The following is a 20,122-nucleotide window of genomic DNA, read 5'->3' on the forward strand; positions in this document are numbered from 1 at the left end:
TAGGATTTGCGCACGACAGTCAAGCCACCCATCCACCTGTCACTCTGGGAGACTCTCCATGCCAGGCGCCATCTACGCCGAAGGTCTGGTCAAGACCTTCGGCGATGTACGGGCTCTGGACGGCGTCGATCTCGACGTCCCCGAAGGCACGGTCCTGGGACTTCTCGGCCCGAACGGCGCCGGCAAGACCACCACCGTGCGGGTCCTGACCACCCTCCTGCAGCCCGACAGCGGCAGCGCGGTCGTCGCGGGCATCGATGTGCTCAAGCGCCCCAACGAGGTGCGCCGCTCCATCGGCCTGTCCGGTCAGTTCGCCGCCGTAGACGAGTATCTGACGGGGCGTGAGAACCTCCAGATGGTCGGCCAGCTCTACCAGATGAGCGCACGCGACGCCAAGGCCCGCGCCGCCGCCCTCCTGGAGCGGTTCAACCTCGCCGACGCCGCCGACCGCCCGGCCAAGACCTACTCCGGAGGCATGCGCCGTCGGCTGGATCTGGCCGCCGCCCTGGTGGTCTCCCCGCCGGTGATGTTCATGGACGAGCCGACGACCGGACTCGACCCGCGCAACCGGCAGGCGCTGTGGGAGGTCATCGAGGAGCTCGTCGACGGCGGCACGACCCTGCTGCTGACCACCCAGTACCTCGAAGAGGCCGATCGGCTCGCCCATGACATCTGCGTCGTCGACCACGGCAGGGTCATCGCCCGAGGCACCGCCGACCAGCTCAAGGCGCAGACCGGCGGCGAGCGCGTCGAGGTCGTCGTCCATGCGAGCGAGCAGATATCCCCGGCCCGCGAGGTGCTCGCCGGCTTCGGCAAGGGCGAGGTCGCCGTCGCCGCGCACACCCGCAAGCTCACGGTGCCCGTCACCGGCGGCGCGAAGCTGCTGGCCGAGGTGATCAGGGAGCTGGACGCACGGGGCGTCGAGATCGATGACATCGGGCTGCGCCGGCCCACGCTCGACGATGTGTTCATCTCCCTCACCGGTCATGCGGCCGACGCCGACGCCGACGCGTACACCGAGCCCGAGGGCGAGCCCGAGACCGGCGCCGACGGGGCCGCGCAGCAGAAGGAGGCCGTGAAGTGACCGCCACCGCCACGAAGACCCAGGGCGGCGCCGCCCTGCCCGCGGCCCCCCGCCCCCGCGGCGGCATCGTCCAGGCCGTGAACGACTCCCTCGTCGTCGCCCGGCGGAACCTGATCAGGATGGTCCGGATTCCCGAAGTGGTCGTCTTCGGGCTGATCCAGCCGATCATGTTCGTGGTGCTCTTCAGCTATGTCTTCGGCGGCTCGATCTCCATCGGGGGCAACACCTCGCCGTCCGACTACCGCGAGTATCTGATGGCGGGCATCTTCGCGCAGACCGTCACCTTCGCCACGGCCGGCGCGGGCGCGGGCATCGCCGACGATATGCACAAGGGGCTGATCGACCGGTTCCGCTCACTGCCCATGGCGCGCGGCGCGGTGCTCACCGGCCGGACGCTGGCCGATCTGGTGCAGACGGCCCTCACGCTCGTCGTGCTCTCCGGCGTCGCCCTGATCGTCGGCTGGCGCACCCATGAGAACGTGGGCAAGGTGCTGGCGGGCTTCGCCCTGCTGCTCCTGCTCGGCTACGCCTTCTCCTGGATCGGCGCGGTGATCGGCCTGTCGGTCCGCACCCCGGAGGCGGCCACCTCGGGCGGGCTGATCTGGCTCTTCCCGCTGACGTTCATCTCGAACGCCTTTGTGTCGTCCGAGACCATGCCGGGCGTCCTGCGGCATATCGCCGAGTGGAATCCTTTCAGCGCCACCGTGCAGGCCGCCCGTGAGCTGTTCGGCAACCTTCCGCCGGGCTATCAGGCGCCGGACGCCTGGCCGATGCAGCACCCGATTCTGGCCTCGGTCATCTGGTCGGTCCTGATCATCGCGTTCTTCCGGACGCTCGCGGTGCGCAAGTACCGCTCGGCGGCCGCCTGACACCGGTGAACACAGCGAGGGGCCGGTCCCGCGACTCCGCGGGACCGGCCCCTCGCTGTCGTCTGGGACCCGGGCCGGGTCAGCCCGTGTACGGCTTGGCCTCGATGATCTTCACCATCGCCAGCTTGCCGTTCGGCAGCTCGTACTCCGCTTCCTCGCCGACCCGCTTGCCGTTCACACCGGCGCCGAGCGGGGACTGCGGGGAGTACGTCTCGATGTCATCGCTCGCGTACTCACGCGAGGCCATCAGGAAGGTGAGGGTGTCGGTCTCGTCGCCGTCGAAGGCGACGGTGATGACCATGCCGGGCTCCGCGACGCCGTCATCCGCCGGAGCCTCGCCCACCTTGGCGTTTTCCAGGAGCTGGGTCAGCTGGCGCACACGGAGCTCCTGCTTGCCCTGCTCCTCCTTGGCCGCGTGGTACCCGCCGTTCTCCCGCAGGTCGCCCTCCTCACGCGCAGCCTCGATCTTCTTGGCGATCTCGACGCGCGCAGGACCAGACAGGTACTCCAGCTCCGCCTTGAGCCGGTCGTACGCCTCCTGGGTGAGCCAGGTGACGCTCTCGCTGGTCTGGGTCACAGGTGCTCCTTGTAGGTACTGGGAATACAAAGCATCGCCCTACCCAGAAGAATGGTCCTCCATGAGCGGGCGAAACCACGAGCCTAACAATTCCGGGCCCAAAGAGGGAGGACGAAAGCCATCAGAATGACGTATGCGCAGGTCATCGCCTACGCAACCGGGGCCTCAGCGGGCGTGGCAGCCCACCAGCTCCGCGCTGGTCGCCTGTGACGTCGTACGGACCTTCACCACCTGGTCGATCCGCGTCTGACCGGGCCGCTCGACGGGCACCTCAAGACGCCCCACCTCGACGCCCTCCTCGGAGCGGGAGCGCACCACACAGCTGCCGGTCGCGTCCGCGTCCTTGCGCACCTCCAGGTGCACCTGCACCTCGTCCGCGGAGGCCACGTCAAACTTGATGATCTCGGCGCTGATCTTCTGCCCCGCGATGTAGTCGTAGCCGAACCAGCCGACCATCGCCACCAGGCCGACGCCCAGCACGGCCCCGACGGCCTTGAGCCTGCGGTCCGCGCGCTCGTCCGCCGAGCGGCCGTAACGGCCCTCCGGGAGCTGCTGCCGCACCGCACTCATGATCGTCCCTTTCCACAGGCCGGACGCCGGAATTTTCCGCCCCCCGGTTCGGTCACTATAGGAGTCTCCGAATGTGACGGATGAACGAGGATCGAGTTTTGACTGAGCAGCTGCGACTGATGGCCGTCCACGCCCATCCCGACGACGAGTCGTCCAAGGGCGCGGCCACGATGGCCAAGTATGTGTCCGAGGGGGTGGACGTGCTGGTCGTGACCTGCACGGGGGGCGAGCGTGGCTCCATCCTCAACCCCAAGCTCCAGGGGGACGCCTATATCGAGGAGCACATCCACGAGGTCCGCAGGAAGGAGATGGACGAGGCCCGCGAGATCCTCGGCGTACGCCAGGAGTGGCTCGGCTTCATCGACTCCGGCCTGCCCGAGGGCGACCCGCTGCCGCCCCTGCCGGAGGGCTGCTTCGCGCTGGAGGACGTGGACAAGGCGGCGGCGCGACTGGTGAAGTCCATCCGCTCCTTCAAGCCCCAGGTGATCACCACTTACGACGAGAACGGCGGCTATCCGCACCCCGACCACATCATGACCCACAAGATCACGATGGTGGCCTTCGACGGGGCGGCGGACGCGGAGAAGTTCCCCGAGGGCGAGTACGGGCCCGTCTGGCAGCCGCAGAAGCTCTACTACAACCAGGGCTTCAACCGGCCGCGCACGCTCGCGCTGCACGAGGCGCTGCTGGAGCGCGGCATGGAGTCCCCGTACGGGGAGTGGCTCAAGCGCTGGAAGGAGTTCGAGCGCGCGGAGCGGACGCTGACCACGCATGTCCCGTGTGCGGACTTCTTCGAGATCCGCGACAAGGCGCTGATCGCGCACGCGACGCAGATCGACCCGGACGGCGGCTGGTTCAAGGTGCCGATGGAGATCCAGAAGGAAGTCTGGCCGACGGAGGAGTACGAGCTGGCGAAGTCGCTCGTCGAGACCTCCCTCCCCGAGGACGACCTCTTCGCAGGCGTCCGGGACAATGCCTGACATGAGCGCAAGCGCACACATCGCAGCGACACACCTCGTACCGCTCGCCAAGGAGCTGGACGAGAACAAGGTCACGCCCGGGGTCCTCGGCTTTATCGTCTTCGCCGCGCTGGCGGTGGGGGTGTGGTTCCTGATGAAGTCGATGAACCGCCACATGGGCCGGGTCAACTTCGAGGAGGCGCCGGAGCCGGGAGCGGCGGCGAAGGGCCCGTCGGCGGAGAAGGACGCGCCAGGCACGGCCTGACTCGGTGTACGGGGGCTTAAGCCCCTGGACCCCAGCGGCTCCGCCGGAACCCGGTCCCGCGGCGGCCGAGCTGCCGCGGGGCTCCGCGCGGTCCGGCCTCCCGGACCCTCCGCGGGGGCGCGGTCGCGGGCTGTCGCCCACGGATCGCGTCCCGCGAAGTGGCGTGGGCGTCCGCGCCGCCTCGCTCCGGCAACCGCCTCCGCGGCCGTTGCACTGACAGGCCCTCGCGGTCTCTGCCAGGCAGCTTTCCGCGGCTCGCCGGCCCAGGACCGCCGGGTGAGGCGACGGCATTGGCCCGCAGGGCCCAGCGAGCGGGCGGGCAGGGCGTCGCGACAGGGCAAAGCCTGCCGGGAGGGGCACCAGGCGGTGCGGAGCAGGTACCCCGCGGTGATCGCGCCCGCGGGGCCTCGAAGCGCGGCGCGAAGCGCCCGTACACGGGACCTGCGCGCCGCGGCGGGCCGCCCTTACCCCTCCCCGTCCACCGGCACGCCCATGACCTCCCGCGCATGGCGGTTCGGGACCATGCCCAGGGCCCAGGCCTGCCAGCCGTCCTCCAGGCGGATGCCGCGGGACAGCATCACGGAGAAGGCCTCCGCGCAGTCCTCCAGCCTGGCGTCGCGGGAGGGGTGCGGGGCGGCCAAGAGGCGGGTCAGCTCCTCTTCGGCGACGGCGACGCCGACCTCGAAGCCCCCGGGCGAGGCGTACGGCAGCAGCGTGCAGCGCAGAAACGCCGCCCAGTCCGCGCCGCGCCGGTCCCCGTACGAGGCGAACAGCTCGCCCGCCTCGTCGCACAGCCGAAGCGCCTGGGCGGCCCGGCTGTTGCCCGCGTCGATCACCGCCAGCTCCAGACAGGTCCAGGCCGCGCCGTGCGCCACGCCGATGCGGGCGAAGTCGGCGCGGGCGTCGGTCAGCAGCTGGCGTGCAAAACCGGAGTTGCGCAGATTGCCGGTGCGGGCGGCGCGCTGGTCGCGGGTGACCCGGCCCGAGTGGTGGCGGGCGCAGGCCAGCCCGTACACATCCCTCATCCGGGAGAACATCGTCCGCGCCCGCTCCAGCTCCCGCACCGCCTGATCGTGGTCGCCGCGCTCCTCCAGCGCCTGCCCCAGGTAGTACAGGGTCCATGCCTCGCCGCGCGCGTCCTCGCTGTCGCGGTGCCGCGACAGGGCCTGGCGCAGCTGGTCCACCGCCGCCGGCGCATCGCCGTCCACCAGGCGGGCACGGGCGAGCTGGGTCAGCGCCCAGGCCTCGCCGCGGCCGTCCCGCAAACGGCCGTACAGCTCAAGCGCGGCCCGCAGCTCCGACTCCGCGCGCGGCACATCGCCCATCCGCAGACACACCTGACCCAGCTGGAAGTGGGTCCACGCCTCGCCGTGCGGGGACTCGTTCTCCCGGTGCAGCTCCATGGCGTCGGCCAGCAGGGCCAGCGCCTCCGCGAGGTTCGCCCGGTCGCGTTCTACCGCCGCGAGGGCGTGCAGCGACCAGGCACGGTCGCCGGACCGCTCCTCCGTGGACTGGAGCGCCGCCGCCTCGCGCAGTTTCGCCGCCGCCTCCGTCAGATTGCCCTGGTGGTGCAGGGTGATGCCGAGCGAACAGAGCGCGAGCGCCTCGCCCGGCTCGTTGTGCGCCTCGCGGTAGAGGCCGACGACGGATGTCAGGGTGGTGCGGGCCGTGTCCAGCTCGCCGAGCTGACGGGCGGCGATGCCGGTGCGGTACTGCACCGAACGTTCCAGCAGCCCCTGGCCCACCGCCTGCGACAGCTCGCTGATCTCACCGAGCCGGTACAGATCGCCGCGCAGCAGGCAGTAGTCGCACAGCGCGCCCAGCAGGCTCAGCACGGACTGCTGGTTCACACCCTCCGCGTGCCGCAGGGCTGAGGTGATGAAGCTTGACTCGTCGTCCAGCCAGCGCAGCGCCGCGTCCAGTGAGGGGAAGCCGTGCGCCCCGAACCGGCCCGCACGCGTCGACCGCTTTCCGTCGACCATGTGGATCACGGCGCCGGCCAGCTCCGCATAGTTCTGGATGAGCCGTTCCTGCGCGGCGGTGCGGTCGGCGGGCTGCTCCTCGGCGAGCAGCCGGGCGCGGGCGAAGGCCCGTACGGCGTCGTGCAGCCGGTAGCGGCCGGAGCGCACCGGGTCGATAAGGCCGGCGCGTGCCAGCTCTGTCAGCAGCCGCCGCGCCTCCTGGTCGTCGTCGGCGAGCAGCGCGGCCGCGGCGGCGGCGCCCAGGGAGGCCCGTCCCACCAGGGCGAGCCGCCGCAGCAGGCGTCGGGCCGGCGCCGGCAGCCCGTCGTAGCGCAGCCGCAGGGCACGCTCCAGCGGATCGCCGTCGCCCTGCGCCGTGGCGAGGTCCAGTGCCTGGCCTTCGCCCTGCGTCCCGCCTTCGCCCAGCGCCCGGCCGTCGTTCTGCGCCGCGGCGAGGTCGGCGGCGAGCTGCTGCACGGAGCGTGCGGGGCCGAGCGAGGAGCCCGCGACGCGCAGCGCGAGCGGCAGCCCGCCGCACAGCTCGCGCACCCGCTCGGCGGCCTGAACGTCGTACGGCCCGGTCTCCCCGTCTTCCGCGGACGCCCGCAGCAACTCCTCGGCGCCGGCCGGGTCCAAGGGGTCCACCGGCAGCTGGTGCACCCAGGCGGGCAGATCGTCCGGCAGCTTCATCCGCTCGGGGGCGGTGACCAGCACCAGGCTGTCGGACCGTTCCGGCACCAGCGTGCGCACCTGCTCCGGATCGCTCGCGTCGTCGAGCACCACGGTCACCGGCACCCCGGTCAGATGCTGGTGGTACAGCTCGCCGAGCCGTCGCACCTGATGGCCGGCGGAGGCGCGTTCGGCGGCACGCTCACGGAACAGCAGCTGCTCGCGCGGCGCGCCCAGCCGGTTCAGCAGATGCAGCAGGGCGTCCCGGGTGGACAGCGGATGCTCGCTCCCGCCGCGCAGATCGACCAGACACGCGCCCTTGAACTGATCCTTGAGATGGTGCGCCGCCCGCACCGCGAGCGCGGTGCGGCCCGCGCCGGGCGCGCCGTACAGCACGACGACCGTGGGCCGGGTCCGCGTCGAGGCCCGTGCGGCGTGCACCCACTGGGCGATCTGCGTCAGCTGGTCGCGGCGGCCGGCGAACGGCCCCTCGGGCTGGGGAAGATGCGCGAACGACTGCTCCAGCGCGGACCGGCGGCGTGCGGCGGCGCTGCGGTTCCCGCCGCGCAGCTGCGGCTGGCGTACGGGGTCCGCCTGCTTCGACGTCGTACGGGTGGCGGAGGCGAGCATCCGCTGCTGGTCAAGGAACGGCCGGATGCCCCGTACCTCCAGCGCGGTCAGCCACTGCAGCCTCAGCTGCTCGGGGCCGCCGGGGCGGCCGAGGGCCGCGGCCCTGCGGTGCGCGGCTGGCCAGTGGGCGGCGGTCACCCTGGCGACCGTGGTCGCGGCCCCCGCGACCGCGACCACGGCTCCGGCGCCCAGGGCGGTGCCCGTCGCGGTGCCCAGAGCCATGTCCGCGCCGAAGGCGGCGACCGCGGCAACGGCCGTCACCAGAGCGGGAGTCGACATGTTCTGCCGGCTGAAGCGGGCGGACAGCGGCTGCTGACCGGCCTCCGCCTCGGCCACCGCCCGCTCATACGCTGTGTACTCCTCCTGGGCGTTCGCCGCCATGCTGTCCAGCGCGCTCCGCGCGCGTGCCAGCAGCACCCCGGAATCACCGCGCCCGCCCGTCCGCCGCAGCTCTTCCTCCACCGCCCGTGCCAACAGCCGCTCGGCATCCGCCCGGTGGCTGTCCCGCATATGCGTCCCCCTCAGAGAGCCAGTTCCTGTACAGGCGTCAAGTGTGCTGTGAGACAGGCGGAAGCGCGAGGGAGCGTGGAGGGGTGCGACCGGGCGTGCGGTTTGGCCGATGCCTCTGAGGCAGGGCCGTACGGGGTTGTCAAACCGTTGCCGCCATGCGTGCAACTGTGACGAATCACGCATCCGGTATGCGGTGTCTTCTCCTGATTGCCCCCATGGTCCCGTTGCGGTTTAGACCAATTGTCCTCTAGGAAAGGCCCGGGGGCGTGAAGATCAGTACACATCGGTTCACTTCGCAGGAAGTGCCTGCCCGCCCCGCCGATTTCACGAAGGGGGAACGTCTTGCCCGCCACATTTCTGACCAGGCGGCAGATCCTCGCCGGCATAGCCGTCGCAGGGGCCACCGGAGCACTCGCCACCGTCATCCCGCCGCATACGGCGTACGCCGCGGACTCCGGCGACAGCGAGCGCCTGCCCGACACCGACCGCGCCAAAGCCGTACGCGCCTACCGGCTCGGCGGCAGGGCCGTGCGCGAGCAGGCTGCCGCAGCCCTCGCCGGAACCGCTTCCCTGAGCACCTTCATTTCCACGGGACTGGCCGAGGCCACCGCCGAGGACAACCGTTTCGCGCTCCTCGAGGGCCTGGCCTATTCCGGGAAATCCACTCAGAAAGCAGTCGGCGAGGCTCTCTCCTCCGGCGACGACGCCATCTCCGGCTTCCTCAAGGACGGTTTCCGGCAGCCGCTGCTGACCGACCTGCGCGTCGAGGTCTTCCGGGTCATGCGCAACGCCGGCCGGGCCGTCGAGCGGGAGGGCTCCGCAGCCCTGGAGAAAGGCACTCAGGAAGCCCTCTCCGCATTCCTTGTCGAGGGGCAGTACACCGCTCTTGAGGAAGACGAGAGGGTCGAGGTCTTCAGGATTCTCAAGACCGCCTCGCCGGAGGTGCGGAAGTACGCCGAGCGGGCGCTGAAGGACGGCACCCCGAAGGCCATTCACGACTTCCTCACCACCGGCCAGCACATCGCGCGCGCCCGCGATGAGGAGCGCGCCACGATCGACCAGCTCGTCGCGATCGTGGAACGCGAAGGCAGGAACGCAGCGCTCAAGACGGAGAAGGCCGTCGCCGCCTCCGAGCACGCCAAGCAGGCCGCCGCCAAGGCAAAGGCGGCGGCGCTGAAGGCGGCCGAGGAGGCGAAGGCGGCGCAGAAGGACGTCCGCAAGTCGGCCCGCGCGGCCGATGCGGCGGCGTCGGCCGCGCGCGGGGCGGCGGGGGCGGCCCAGACCGCCATCAGCGCCTCCCGCGCGGCGCAGTCCGCCTCCGCCCGGGCGGCGCAGTCGGCGCAGGCGGCCGCCGCGGCCGCCGCCCAGGCAGGGCAGGCGGCATCCCGCGCCTACCACGCCGCCATCGCCGCTTCCGGAGACGCCTCCAAGGCGTCCGCGGCCCGCAAGGCGGCCGAAGGCGCCCGCGACGCGGCCAAGAAGGCACGCACCGCGGCCAAGGCGGCCGACCACGCGGCCACTGCGTCAAAGCAGGCTTCGGCCGCCGGCGCGGCGGCGGCGTCCGCCGCGAACAACGCCGCCGCGGCGGCCAGCGCCTCGGCCGACGCGGCGGCGGCGGCCGGAGCGGCGACCAGCCACGCCCGCCGGGCCCGTGAAGCGGCCCAGGAGGCGAACAGCCAGGCCGCTCTCGCCAGCCGCGCGGCGGGAACCGCGCAACGTCTCGCCAACAGGGCCGCGTCCGCCGCCTCCGCCGCACGCGCCGCCGCCAACTCGGCGGCCGACCACGCCGACAAGGCGGCCGACGCCGCCGAGGAGGCCGCCAAGCACGCGGGCCAGGCCATTGACTACGCCAAGCGGTCCACCGCCTACGCCAACGCCGCCGTACAGGCCGCCACTGCCGCGTCCGACGCGGTGAAGCAGGCCCAGGAGGTGGAGAAGGCGGCCCGTGAGGCGGAGGCTGACCGCATCCGGCAGGACACCGAAGTCGGCGTCGAGGTCGCCCGGCTGGCGGCCCAGCAGGAAAAGGAGAACATCGAGCGCGTCGGGAAGCGGCAGAGCCAGAGCGGCCAGACGTCCCAGGAGATCACCGACCTCATCACCCAGGCCGAGAAGGCGCTGAAGGAGAACGACAGCCCCAGAGCCGTCAGGTTCGGCCGGAAGGCGGCGGTCAAGCTTCTCGACAGCCATGGCACGTGGACGCGGGAGGCGGCGGAGTTCGCCCTGGCCGGGACCGACTACGACGTCCTGAACTGGATTGACGCCGGCCGTCAGGCCGCAGAGCGGCAGGACGACCGGGAGAGCGTGCTGGCGCTGGCCGAAGTCGCCTCCCCCGATGTCGCCGCGGCCGCCGCGCAGGCGCTTCAGAGCGACGACCCCGACGCCGCCCGGACGTTCCTCGAACACGGCATGATCACGGCGTCGGAGACCGAGAGCCGTGTCGCCATCTTCAAGATCCTGGGACAGAACCCCGGAAGGGCGGTCACGTCCCGGGCCGAAGCGGCCCTGTCCGACGGCAGCCCGGAAGCGATGTACCGCTTCCTGACGGTCGAGTACACAGAGGCCATCAAGGAAGACGACACCGTTGAGATCTTCAAGATGCTCAACACGGGCGGGGCGTACCTCAAGGCCGCCGCGACGATCGTCCTTGAGGGCTCCGCGCAGATGCGCAGGAAGTTCATGGCCAGGGACCGGTTCAATGTGGCGCGCCTGGACCAGGACTCCGCCGCGCACGTGGCGTCGGTGCGAGCCGCCATCGCGCACGCCGCGAACATCGCGTACCAGGCACTGGAGGACGCCGCACGTGCCTCGAAGGCCGCGGCCGAGGCCCGCAAGGCGGCCAAGGAGGCGTCGGACTGGGCGGCCAAGGCCAAGAACTACGCCTCCGACGCCGCGCGTTCGGCGAAGGAGGCGAGGGCCAACGCGGACGCCGCCGATGCTTCGGCGGCCGACGCGCGCACGTCGGCCGAGTCGGCGAAGAAGGCCGCCACTGTGGCCCGTTCGGCCGCCCGGCGGGCGAACTACTCCGCCAACCAGGCGTGGGACTCAGCCAGGCGGGCGCAGCGGTCGGCCGCATCGGCACAGGCCTCGGCGTCCCGGGCGCAGGCCTCGGCGGCACAGGCGGGGAAGGACGCCCAGGCCGCTTCGGCGGCGGCCAGCGAGGCGCACAGCATCGCCGAGAAGAAGCGGAAGGAGGAGATCGCCGCCGCGGCGCGGGAGGCCGCCCGGAAGGCGAAGGAGAACAAGGAGAAGGGGGCGGATCCTTCCGACACCCCGGACAGCGACCACTCCAAGAAGGACAAGGAAGGGGAGTTCCTGGGGCTGACGGCGCAGGAGTGGTCCGACTACTCCAGCACCGTGAGCACATGGACCGGTACGCTTGCCACGGCGGCCGGCGCCATCGCCCTCATTCCCGGCCCGCACACGCCGTTCTTCGCGGGCGCGGCCACCGTGCTCGGCGGCATCTCCGTGGCCGCGGGCGGAGTGACGGCCATCGCGGACTACTTCGCCGGCGGCGACTGGAAGAAGTCCCTGGGCACGTTCGCCGTGTCGGCCATGTTCTTCGGCAAGGGCCGGGCTGTCAGCTGGGCTTCCAAGAAGGTCGAGGGGCTCAAGGGGATCGCGGACACCTTCGGATCGAAGCTTTCCGGCGTCCTGGAGGACGGGGCGATGTCCGTGGTCGGCTGGCTCGGATAGGGCCGGGAAAGGCAAGCTGAACACCGTCTGACGGCGGGTGGGTGATCATATGCGTACGTCACCCGCCCGCCGTGCCGCAAGATGCCCCCGACCCGGGAACTGCTATGTCTCAACTTTCCACCGCGCAATGGTGTGTGATCGCGGTCCTTTCGGGCGTGGCCGCCGTCGGATCGGCCTTTCTGTTCTTCCCCGGGCGGAGGATGCGCGCCACCATGACCGTGGGCCCCGTTGTCGCGGTTCCCGCCCTGTATGTCCAGGCGGTCGCCCGGGACCAGGGCCTGCGGGAGTCGTTCATTCTCTACTTCATCGTCATGGTGACGTTCGTCCTCCTCATGGCCATGAGCCGTGGCTACATCAGGCGGAACACCGAGCGGTACCACAGGGGGGAACCCCTTGAGGAGTACCCGCTGTGGAAGTCGGCGCTGGTCGTGCTGGTGCTGTCCGCTGTGGCCATCCCCCTCATGGTCGTACTCCTGTAGCGGTCGCCGGCCCCGGCCCTGACCCTGACCCCGGCCCTGACCCCGACCGCCGGCAGGCGTCCGACTTCTGCCGCGCCTTCGACGCGGACACGCTCGTGACGTCCGCCGCCGGTCAGCCGGCTTCGTCGAGTTTCCGGTGCAGCGTGGCGGCGAAGTCCTCGGCGGCCATCAGCTGGGCCCGCAGCTTCTCGCAGCGCGCCTCCGCGACCTTCTGGTACGAGTCAAGCCGCTCGCGCAGGCGCTGCCGCTCGACCTCGTCCGGGGCGTCGTCGGCGGCGGCGCCGTCAGTGGCGGCGATGCGGTCGATGATCTCCAGCAGATCCCGCATCTCCTCCAGGGAGAAGTCCAGCGGCTTCATCCGGCGCACCACCATGAGGCGGTCGACGTCGGCCTCGGTGTAGAGGCGGAAGCCGCCCTTGCTGCGGGCGGACGGCGTGACAAGGCCCACGTCCTCGTAGTGGCGGATCGTGCGGAGCGACAGACCGGTTCTCTCGGCAACCTCACCGATCTGCATCTGCCGTGCCTGGTCCGCCATTGCCTGCCTTCTCCGTCCCGCTGTGCGCGCTGTGATGGGCTGACTCCACCCCAGATACGTGTCTGGAATCACAGCCCCAACGCCCCGTTTACCTGCATTTCACAAGCCATAAGTCGCACTCTGCCCTCACGTCAGGGTAGAGTCATGGGTGTTCACCGCCCTTGTGGCCCCCAGCGGGCCGCACCCGGGCGGCGACCCAAGGCTTCCGGGCAATGATGCCCGACCGGCGGCCTCCCGGCCGCCTCTCCCACCGGCAGGGCCCCCGTCGAGGCCGGGCCGCCGGGGACTCCCCTCGGTAACGGAGTCGAGTACGAAGCGCATGTACGTCCAGCGGTTGGGCGTGTGTGCCCGGAACAAGAAACGGTTGCATGTCCTCACCGCTCGCCGCTGTGCCCAAGTTGTCCAAGCCCGACTGGCTCGCCTCCCCCAAGATCTTCCGTACCGAGGTCCTCGCCGGCCTCGTCGTCGCCCTGGCCCTGATCCCCGAGGCGATCTCCTTCTCGATCATCGCGGGCGTCGACCCGGCGGTCGGGCTCTTCGCCTCCTTCACCATGGCCGTGGTCATCGCGGTCGTGGGCGGCCGCAAGGCGATGATCTCCGCCGCGACCGGCGCGATCGCCCTGGTGATCGCGCCGCTGAACCATGAGTACGGCCTCGGCTATCTGATCGCCGCCGTGATCCTGGGCGGTCTGATGCAGATGGCCCTGGGGGCGCTGGGCGTGGCCAAGCTGATGCGGTTCATCCCGCGCAGCGTGATGGTCGGCTTCGTCAACGCCCTCGCCATCCTGATCTTCATGGCGCAGGTGCCGGAGATGAGCGACGTGCCGTGGGTGGTCTATCCGCTGATCGCGGCCGGCCTGCTGATGATGGTCTTCTTCCCTAAGCTGACCAGCGTCGTCCCGGCCCCGCTGGTGTCGATCGTCGTCCTGACCGTGATCACCATCGGCGCGGGGCTCGCCGTGCCGACCGTGGGCGACAAGGGCGAGCTGCCGTCCTCCCTGCCGGTTCCGGGGCTGCCGGATGTGCCGTTCACCATGGACACGCTGACGACGATCGCCCCGTACGCGTTCGCCTTCGCGCTCGTCGGCCTCATGGAGTCGCTGATGACGGCCAAGCTGGTCGACGACATCACCGACACCCACTCCAACAAGACCCGCGAGTCCATCGGCCAGGGCATCGCCAACGTCGTCACCGGCTTCTTCGGCGGCATGGGCGGCTGCGCGATGATCGGCCAGACCATGATCAACGTGAAGGTGTCGGGGGCCCGCACCCGACTGTCGACCTTCCTCGCCGGCGCCTTCCTGATGGTGCTGTGCGTCGTCTTCGGGCCGGTCGTCTCCGACATCCCGATGGCCGCCCTGGTCGCCGTCATGATCATGGTGTCGGCCGCCACCTTCGACTGGCACTCCATCGCCCCGAAGACGCTCCAGCGGATGCCGCTGGGCGAGACCACCGTCATGGTCGTCACCGTCGCCGTCGTCGTCGCCACGCACAACCTGGCCATCGGCGTGATCGTCGGCTCCATCACCGCCATGGTCGTCTTCGCCAAGCGGGTGGCCCACATGGCCGAGGTGACCGGAGTCGTCGACCCGGACGGCAACCAGGTCGTGTACGCGGTCACCGGCGAGCTGTTCTTCGCCTCCTCCAACGACCTCGTCTACCAGTTTGACTACAAGGACGACCCGGACGACGTCGTCATCGACCTGTCCGACGCCCACATCTGGGACGCGTCCTCGGTCGCCGCGCTCGACGCGATCGAGACCAAGTACGCCCAGCGCGGCAAGAAGGTCACCATCATCGGCCTCAACAAGCCCAGCGCGGACATGCACGGCAAGCTCGCCGGACAGCTCACCAGCCACTGAGCACCGACCCGCCTCCGCCGACTGCCCGTTGTGGCCTGGCGGAGGCGGTGTCCCGCGGGCGCCAGAGCCCGCACCCGCCGCGCTTCGGCCGTGCCAGCCCGGACCCGGGCCGCAGCACGTAACGGCGGCGCGCGCCGCCGGCCGCGTCACGACCGCTCCCGACATGCCCGCACGGCCCGGCTGCCAACCCGCCCGAACAGGGGATGCGGGCGGGTTCTCCGGTTTCCTGACGCTCCCTTGATCCCCCCCGCGATCATTCACATGACCTGCACATCCGGATGTGCGTCACCCGTACCCAAGGAATCCGGAATGCACGGGATCCCGCCCGGTGCCCGCTCCTGCCGGGCGTCGTGACCGAGGCGCCCCGTCCCGTCGTTCCGGCCGGACCGTACAAGGGGGATCAATCCATGGACGAGCTCTACGGTCAGCTCCGGTCTGCCGTGGCCCGGTTGTCCGGGCTCACCGAGGCGCTCGACGGCGTCGACCCCGCCGTCGGGCAGGGCGCGCTGCGGCCCGCGCCGGCCGAGCACATCGACGGCGTCTTCGCGTCCGTCGCCGCCTCCGCCCGGGTCGAGCTGCTGGAGGTACGGCCCGAGGCGCCGCATGCCCAGGGCGCTCCCGGGCCCCGGGCCGCCGTGCGGCACCAGGTGATCGTCGAATCCGGGGTGGCCCAGGCCGCCTGCAGGGTGCTCGGGCGCGGCGTCGAATTGCGGACCGCCGCGCTGCTGCCGGTCCGGATCGCGGTCGCCGACCGGGACGTGCTGGCGCTCGCCGTCGGGCTGACGGAGACCAGCGGCTGACTGCTGACGGACCGCCACTCCGACGCCGCCGCCCGCGCCGCCGCTCGTTTCGCCGACAGCTGGTGGCCCCGGGTGCACCGCTACGCGCCCGTCGCCACCGCCGCCGAGTCCACCACCGAGGCCGCCGTGATCGCCGGCCTGGTCCAGGGCCTCACCGATGAGTCCGTCGCCCTCCGCATCGGGGTGACCCCGCGCACCGTACGCCGGCAGCAGATCGCGCACGATGACAGGCATGGTGACGGTGGCGTCGGTGGAGTCGTCTTCAATGACGTGGCTGGAGTGCCTCCCGAAACGCTGAGCAAGTGCTGTCGAAGCTGGTGAACAAAGCCACGGTGAGGGGTTCTGGCCGACGGTGGCCTGGTGTCGAACGCCTTCACGTTCTGTTCGCGGCCGACCGGCCGGCGTCGACCGGAATGCTGTGCTCCGACTGCCTCAAAAACTGTTCCAGCGGATCCAGAATTTGGCTGGGCTCGCTCACAGATTAATTCTCGCAGTGGCCGCAGTGGCGTTATTCCGCCCACTCAAGCCGATTCGACGTGCTACTGTCGTGCTCAGTTGCAGTTGTGGTTCCCAGTACCTCAGGTGCTTCGGTCGGCGTTCGTGCCGCTGAAACATTCCTGTTAATTCCGGTCTTTTCCGGTCGGGGTAATCATCGCGGCGACATGGCATTCACACCGTGTGGATGCCGGTGCACTGCACCCGAAGGAGAATGGCATGAGTTCAGGTACCGTGAAGTGGTTCAACTCGGAAAAGGGCTTCGGCTTCATCGAGCAGGACGGTGGCGGCGCTGATGTGTTCGCCCACTACTCGAACATCGCCGCCCAGGGCTTCCGTGAACTGATCGAAGGCCAGAAGGTGAACTTCGACATCGCGCAGGGGCAGAAGGGCCCGACGGCCGAGAACATCGTTCCTGCCTGACGCGACTGACGTACGTGCAGATGGGGCCCGCATCCTTCGGGGTGCGGGCCCCATCTGCATACATCACGCGGCGGCGGTCTCCTCCGGGACAACTCTGACGAAGCTGTATGCCGCGGCACCCGAAGATCGAGGCCGCCTTTTCCGCAGGCGCCTGCGCAGACTGAACGCGATCAAGTCCTTTTTCGCGTTCCATCCGGCCAATTCTTGCGATTCTCCGCGCCGCTCATCGCTGCGGAAAATTCCTTGATGTGTGCCGTATCAAGGAAGGTTCCGCATGAACCGCACACGCACGAGCAACCGCTTTTCCCGCACCCGTGACCGCAACGCCGGCTCAGAAAAGAGCAGCCACTTCGGCTCGCCGAGCGCGAGCCGTCCTGGCAGGCCGGCCCGATCCGGTGGCCGCAACGTGCGACCCGCCCGGTCGCAGGGCGAGTTCGCCCTCCCCAGGACGATCAGCCCCGCGCTTCCCGCCGTGGAGAGGTTCGCGGATCTCGACATGCCCGGGACGCTTATGGCCGAGCTCGGCTCGCACGGCGTGACCGTGCCGTTCCCGATCCAGGCCGCGACGCTTCCGAACTCCCTCGCCGGCCGCGATGTCCTGGGCCGGGGACGCACCGGCTCGGGCAAGACGCTCGCCTTCGGCCTGGCTCTGCTGGCCCGTACAGCCGGGCGGCGTGCCGAGGCCGGGCAACCGCTCGCGCTGATCCTCGTACCGACCCGCGAGCTGGCGCAGCAGGTCACCGACGCGCTCACCCCCTATGCCCGCTCCGTGCGCCTGCGGCTGGCCGCGGTCGTGGGCGGGATGCCGGCCGGCAGGCAAACGGCCGCTCTGCGCAACGGCGCTGAGGTCCTCGTCGCCACACCCGGACGCCTCAAGGACCTGATCGATCGCGGCCACTGCCGACTGGACAAGGTGGCCGTCACGGTCCTTGACGAAGCCGACCAGATGACCGACATGGGCTTTATGCCGCAGGTCACCGCTCTGCTCGACCAGGTGAGCCCCGGAGGGCAGCGCATGCTGTTCTCCGCCACCTTGGACCGCAATGTCGACCTGCTTGTGCGCCGCTACCTCAACGACCCCGTGGTTCACTCCGTCGACCCCTCGGGTGGCGCGGTCACCACGATGGAGCACCATGTGCTCCTGGTCCACGGCGCCGACAAGCACGCGGCCATTACCGAGATCGCCGCACGCGACGGCCGCGTGATCCTCTTCCTCGACACCAAACACGCCGTCGACCGCCTGACCGAGCATCTTCTGAACAGCGGGGTGCTGGCCGCGGCCCTGCACGGCGGGAAGTCCCAGCCGCAGCGCACCCGCACGCTGGCACAGTTCAAGACGGGCCACGTCAGCGTGCTGGTGGCGACCAACGTCGCCGCACGCGGAATCCACGTCGACAACCTCGACCTCGTCGTCAACGTCGATCCGCCGACCGACCACAAGGACTACCTGCACCGCGGCGGCCGCACGGCCCGTGCCGGCGAGTCCGGCAGCGTCGTCACCCTGGTCACCCCCAGCCAGCGCCGGAGCATGACCCGCTTGATGGCAGCGGCCGGCGTCGTTCCGCAGACCACCCAGGTCCGCGTAGGCGAGGAGGCCCTGCACCGCATCACGGGCGCGCAGGCTCCCTCCGGCATCCCCGTCGTCATCACCGCACCGGCGGCCGAACGCCGCCGCAAGCGCGGAGCCGCCTCACGCGGCCGACGCCGTCCCGCTTCGATGACCGGGCGGGCGCCCGCAGGGCCGTCCGCAGGGCCGTCCGCATCCGGTGTGGCGGCCTAGGACCTTCGTGATCAGGAAGTTGACCCATCTCTGCAGGAGGCACCTCTTGACACTGGTCCAGATGCACCCCCGTCCCACCACCCCCAACGCAGTCCAGACGCTGGCCGATCCCACGGCCCCGGCCGGACCACAGGTCTGGGATGCGATGACCGTCGAGGTCGCGCTCTTCCTCATGGCCGCCGCCCGCACTCGCCACCTGGTCATCTGCGACGAGGACGGCCAGCGCACCGGACGTGTCACCCTGGCCCGCCTCACCGATGTCCGTGCCAGCCCCGACTACACGGACCGGATCCGCCTGCGCGATGTTGCCGGCGACTCGGGCTCCGAAGCCGACTACCCGATGCGCCGCCTGTCGCTCGAAGACCACGGCAGTGCCGCGGGCGCGCTCGCTCTCTTCCGCTGAACGACCCCTTACCCCGCACGGCCCCGTCCGCTCCTTCCCTGTGAGGCATCATGCGCTGTGTCATCGCCCGCTTCCCGTTCGACCTGACCAAAAGCGGCGTGCTGGAATCGATGAAGGGCGTCAAGCCCGAGCCGGTCACCGACGACCTCGTCATCATCGGAGGACGCCACTACCCCGCCAAACAGGTCGGACAGGTCATCACCCGACAGGACCGCCGAGACTTCAGCGCCGTCGAGGTCCTGAGGGCCATGACCCGCCTCGGCTTCACCTGCCGCACGCGCCCCACCGCCGAACCCGCTCCCGTGACCAGCCCCTACCAGCGGGCTTCCGCCATGCTCGGCACGCAACCCATCCGCCTCAACTACGGCCAGGTGTGAGCCGAAGCCGAACAGCGCCGTGATACGCGACGGGAACATACCGGAGGGTCTCATCGCCCGCCTCGTCCCGGTGGGCGGTGAAACAGCCGTCACATGGCTGAGCCCGGAGCGGTCGCAGTGACAGCGGTTCGGGGGCCGTCGGTGTGGCAGGGGGGAGCTGCCCGTTGCCGAAAACGGGTCCCGGGTCACGACGCCGCCCAACGAATCGGTGCTGGAGACCGTGCCCGCGCCTTCGAGCGCTCCGTCTCGTTCGACAGTCGAGCGAGGATCAGGCCGAGGGCTTCGGCTGGCCGTGACCGCGGAGTTCTTCGTTGATGCGCTGGGCTTCCTCAAGCTGATCCTCAAGGATGATGATGCGGCAGGCGGCCTCGATGGGTGTGCCGGCGTCGACGAGTTCGCGAGCCCGGCCGGCAATGCGCAGCTGATAGCGGGAGTAGCGGCGGTGGCCGCCTTCGGACCGCAGCGGGGTGATCAAGCGGTGCTCACCCAACGCGCGCAGGAAGGCTGGCGTGGCGCCGAGCATCTCGGCAGCCCGGCCCATGGTGTAGGCGGGATAGTCGTCGTCGTCGAACTTGTCGTCGGGGCGGGTACTGCGAGGGGGCATAGACCTCTTCTTCCGGGGACGCATCGAGGGGCCCGGACGCCAACTGGCGCCCGGGCCCCGAGCCTTCAACACCATCTGCCGGCTGACTGCACCGGCCTTCTTTGTCCGCAGGTCCACCCGCCAGGGCGGGGCTGCGGGGATCGCGGTTGCGTGACCGGGGACCACCTTCCAATCCGGGGTCTGCGGTACCCGGGCGGACATCGTCCCGACCCCGGGCGATCCTGATGGCGTTCTGCTCCTTACCTCTTCGATCAATCTGTACTGGCCGGTGACACGGTACTGCTGTGCGGCCCCTTGGGCCGCTCGACCCGGCAGCCAGCGGAAGAACCCACCACTTACGGCTCCACCGCTCCGCTGCCGGGCCGCTCCTGCATTGACCTGCTTGCACGGCAGTTCGTCTCTGCCGCATCCAACTGACTTCCGGGCTACGCAGAAAACACTAACCCCCGCCGACGCCAATGTCTACTCCTGCCCCTACAGATTTTCTGCTGTGTCGACATGCCTGATTCTGCCTCTCCCGCATCCGGAAGGGTTGCCTGTCTGGTTGAGGCCCTGCGCATGAGCGAGACGGAGACAG

18 protein-coding genes are annotated in these 20,122 nt (G+C 70.3%); 13 read left to right on the forward strand and 5 right to left on the reverse strand.

What is annotated here, in order from left to right:
* The first annotated feature begins 58 nt into the window (after window positions 1-58).
* Window positions 59-1,084: an ATP-binding cassette domain-containing protein gene (locus tag OF819_RS10180; protein WP_267243084.1), complete on the forward strand. Its 1,026-nt coding sequence runs from the start codon at window positions 59-61 to the stop codon at window positions 1,082-1,084.
* The gene (locus OF819_RS10185) at window positions 1,081-1,953 is read left to right on the forward strand and encodes an ABC transporter permease (protein WP_267243085.1); all 873 of its coding nucleotides are present in this window, start codon (window positions 1,081-1,083) and stop codon (window positions 1,951-1,953) included. The genes OF819_RS10180 and OF819_RS10185 overlap by 4 nt, the downstream gene beginning before the upstream one ends.
* Before the next feature lie 79 nt (window positions 1,954-2,032).
* On the opposite strand, the gene greA is transcribed toward OF819_RS10185, so the two are convergent.
* Window positions 2,033-2,530 (reverse strand): transcription elongation factor GreA, encoded by a 498-nt coding sequence (greA, locus tag OF819_RS10190; protein WP_267243086.1) that lies wholly within the window; start codon window positions 2,528-2,530, stop codon window positions 2,033-2,035.
* 165 nt (window positions 2,531-2,695) lie between these two features.
* Window positions 2,696-3,100, reverse strand: coding sequence for a DUF4307 domain-containing protein (locus tag OF819_RS10195; protein WP_267243087.1), 405 nt, complete (start codon window positions 3,098-3,100; stop codon window positions 2,696-2,698).
* A gap of 98 nt (window positions 3,101-3,198) precedes the next feature.
* Here OF819_RS10195 and mca point away from each other — a divergent pair, with 98 nt between their 5' ends.
* Both mca and OF819_RS10205 read left to right on the forward strand, forming a co-directional pair.
* Window positions 3,199-4,080, forward strand: coding sequence for a mycothiol conjugate amidase Mca (mca, locus tag OF819_RS10200; protein ID WP_267243088.1), 882 nt, complete (start codon window positions 3,199-3,201; stop codon window positions 4,078-4,080).
* Window positions 4,073-4,324 (forward strand): hypothetical protein, encoded by a 252-nt coding sequence (locus tag OF819_RS10205; protein ID WP_267243089.1) that lies wholly within the window; start codon window positions 4,073-4,075, stop codon window positions 4,322-4,324. The genes mca and OF819_RS10205 overlap by 8 nt, the downstream gene beginning before the upstream one ends.
* A 464-nt stretch (window positions 4,325-4,788) precedes the next feature.
* Here the strand turns inward: OF819_RS10205 and OF819_RS10210 are convergent, their stop codons facing one another.
* Window positions 4,789-8,094, reverse strand: coding sequence for a tetratricopeptide repeat protein (locus tag OF819_RS10210; RefSeq protein ID WP_267243090.1), 3,306 nt, complete (start codon window positions 8,092-8,094; stop codon window positions 4,789-4,791).
* Window positions 8,095-8,436: 342 nt separating this feature from the next.
* Here OF819_RS10210 and OF819_RS10215 point away from each other — a divergent pair, with 342 nt between their 5' ends.
* Together OF819_RS10215 and OF819_RS10220 are read left to right on the forward strand one after the other, a co-directional pair.
* Window positions 8,437-11,787, forward strand: coding sequence for an ALF repeat-containing protein (locus tag OF819_RS10215; protein ID WP_267243091.1), 3,351 nt, complete (start codon window positions 8,437-8,439; stop codon window positions 11,785-11,787).
* Between the two features lie 104 nt (window positions 11,788-11,891).
* Window positions 11,892-12,266, forward strand: coding sequence for a hypothetical protein (locus tag OF819_RS10220; protein ID WP_267243092.1), 375 nt, complete (start codon window positions 11,892-11,894; stop codon window positions 12,264-12,266).
* Window positions 12,267-12,378: 112 nt separating this feature from the next.
* Here OF819_RS10220 and OF819_RS10225 read toward each other — a convergent pair whose 3' ends face one another.
* Window positions 12,379-12,801 carry a MerR family transcriptional regulator gene (locus OF819_RS10225; RefSeq protein ID WP_267243093.1) on the reverse strand — a complete coding sequence of 141 codons (423 nt, stop codon included), beginning with the start codon at window positions 12,799-12,801 and terminating at the stop codon, window positions 12,379-12,381.
* A 368-nt stretch (window positions 12,802-13,169) separates the two neighbouring features.
* Here OF819_RS10225 and OF819_RS10230 point away from each other — a divergent pair, with 368 nt between their 5' ends.
* From OF819_RS10230 to OF819_RS10260, 7 genes are all read left to right on the forward strand, one after another.
* Window positions 13,170-14,663 (forward strand): SulP family inorganic anion transporter, encoded by a 1,494-nt coding sequence (locus tag OF819_RS10230; RefSeq protein ID WP_267243094.1) that lies wholly within the window; start codon window positions 13,170-13,172, stop codon window positions 14,661-14,663.
* 407 nt (window positions 14,664-15,070) lie between these two features.
* Entirely contained in the window at window positions 15,071-15,463 is a 393-nt protein-coding gene (locus tag OF819_RS10235; RefSeq protein WP_267243095.1) for a hypothetical protein, read from the forward strand.
* 72 nt (window positions 15,464-15,535) lie between these two features.
* On the forward strand, window positions 15,536-15,784 hold the full coding sequence (locus OF819_RS10240) for a hypothetical protein (RefSeq protein ID WP_267243096.1): 249 nt from the start codon (window positions 15,536-15,538) through the stop codon (window positions 15,782-15,784).
* Window positions 15,785-16,177: 393 nt separating this feature from the next.
* Window positions 16,178-16,381, forward strand: coding sequence for a cold-shock protein (locus OF819_RS10245; RefSeq protein WP_267243097.1), 204 nt, complete (start codon window positions 16,178-16,180; stop codon window positions 16,379-16,381).
* Window positions 16,382-16,655: 274 nt separating this feature from the next.
* A complete protein-coding gene (locus tag OF819_RS10250; RefSeq protein WP_267243098.1) occupies window positions 16,656-18,161 on the forward strand; it encodes a DEAD/DEAH box helicase in 1,506 nt (501 codons plus the stop codon).
* Window positions 18,162-18,207: 46 nt separating this feature from the next.
* Complete coding sequence (locus OF819_RS10255) at window positions 18,208-18,564, forward strand: CBS domain-containing protein (RefSeq protein ID WP_416370501.1); 357 nt, start codon at window positions 18,208-18,210, stop codon at window positions 18,562-18,564.
* Window positions 18,565-18,614: 50 nt separating this feature from the next.
* Entirely contained in the window at window positions 18,615-18,941 is a 327-nt protein-coding gene (locus OF819_RS10260) for an SCO5918 family protein (RefSeq protein WP_267243100.1), read from the forward strand.
* Window positions 18,942-19,209: 268 nt separating this feature from the next.
* Here OF819_RS10260 and OF819_RS10265 read toward each other — a convergent pair whose 3' ends face one another.
* The gene (locus OF819_RS10265) at window positions 19,210-19,545 is read right to left on the reverse strand and encodes a MerR family transcriptional regulator (protein WP_267243101.1); all 336 of its coding nucleotides are present in this window, start codon (window positions 19,543-19,545) and stop codon (window positions 19,210-19,212) included.
* Window positions 19,546-20,122: the final 577 nt, after the last annotated feature.

Source organism: Streptomyces sp. PR69 (assembly GCF_026420845.1).
In the GTDB taxonomy this organism is placed as follows: domain Bacteria; phylum Actinomycetota; class Actinomycetes; order Streptomycetales; family Streptomycetaceae; genus Streptomyces.

What these genes read in the sequence shown, in the direction of transcription:
- OF819_RS10180 (WP_267243084.1), top strand. Translation starts at nt 59, where the DNA reads ATGCCAGGCGCCATCTACGCCGAAGGTCTGGTCAAGACCTTCGGCGAT.
- OF819_RS10195 (WP_267243087.1), bottom strand. Translation starts at nt 3,100, where the DNA reads ATGAGTGCGGTGCGGCAGCAGCTCCCGGAGGGCCGTTACGGCCGCTCG.
- OF819_RS10205 (WP_267243089.1), top strand. Translation starts at nt 4,073, where the DNA reads ATGCCTGACATGAGCGCAAGCGCACACATCGCAGCGACACACCTCGTA.
- OF819_RS10210 (WP_267243090.1), bottom strand. Translation starts at nt 8,094, where the DNA reads ATGCGGGACAGCCACCGGGCGGATGCCGAGCGGCTGTTGGCACGGGCG.
- OF819_RS10220 (WP_267243092.1), top strand. Translation starts at nt 11,892, where the DNA reads ATGTCTCAACTTTCCACCGCGCAATGGTGTGTGATCGCGGTCCTTTCG.
- OF819_RS10225 (WP_267243093.1), bottom strand. Translation starts at nt 12,801, where the DNA reads ATGGCGGACCAGGCACGGCAGATGCAGATCGGTGAGGTTGCCGAGAGA.
- OF819_RS10230 (WP_267243094.1), top strand. Translation starts at nt 13,170, where the DNA reads ATGTCCTCACCGCTCGCCGCTGTGCCCAAGTTGTCCAAGCCCGACTGG.
- OF819_RS10235 (WP_267243095.1), top strand. Translation starts at nt 15,071, where the DNA reads ATGGACGAGCTCTACGGTCAGCTCCGGTCTGCCGTGGCCCGGTTGTCC.
- OF819_RS10245 (WP_267243097.1), top strand. Translation starts at nt 16,178, where the DNA reads ATGAGTTCAGGTACCGTGAAGTGGTTCAACTCGGAAAAGGGCTTCGGC.
- OF819_RS10250 (WP_267243098.1), top strand. Translation starts at nt 16,656, where the DNA reads ATGAACCGCACACGCACGAGCAACCGCTTTTCCCGCACCCGTGACCGC.
- OF819_RS10260 (WP_267243100.1), top strand. Translation starts at nt 18,615, where the DNA reads ATGCGCTGTGTCATCGCCCGCTTCCCGTTCGACCTGACCAAAAGCGGC.
- OF819_RS10265 (WP_267243101.1), bottom strand. Translation starts at nt 19,545, where the DNA reads ATGCCCCCTCGCAGTACCCGCCCCGACGACAAGTTCGACGACGACGAC.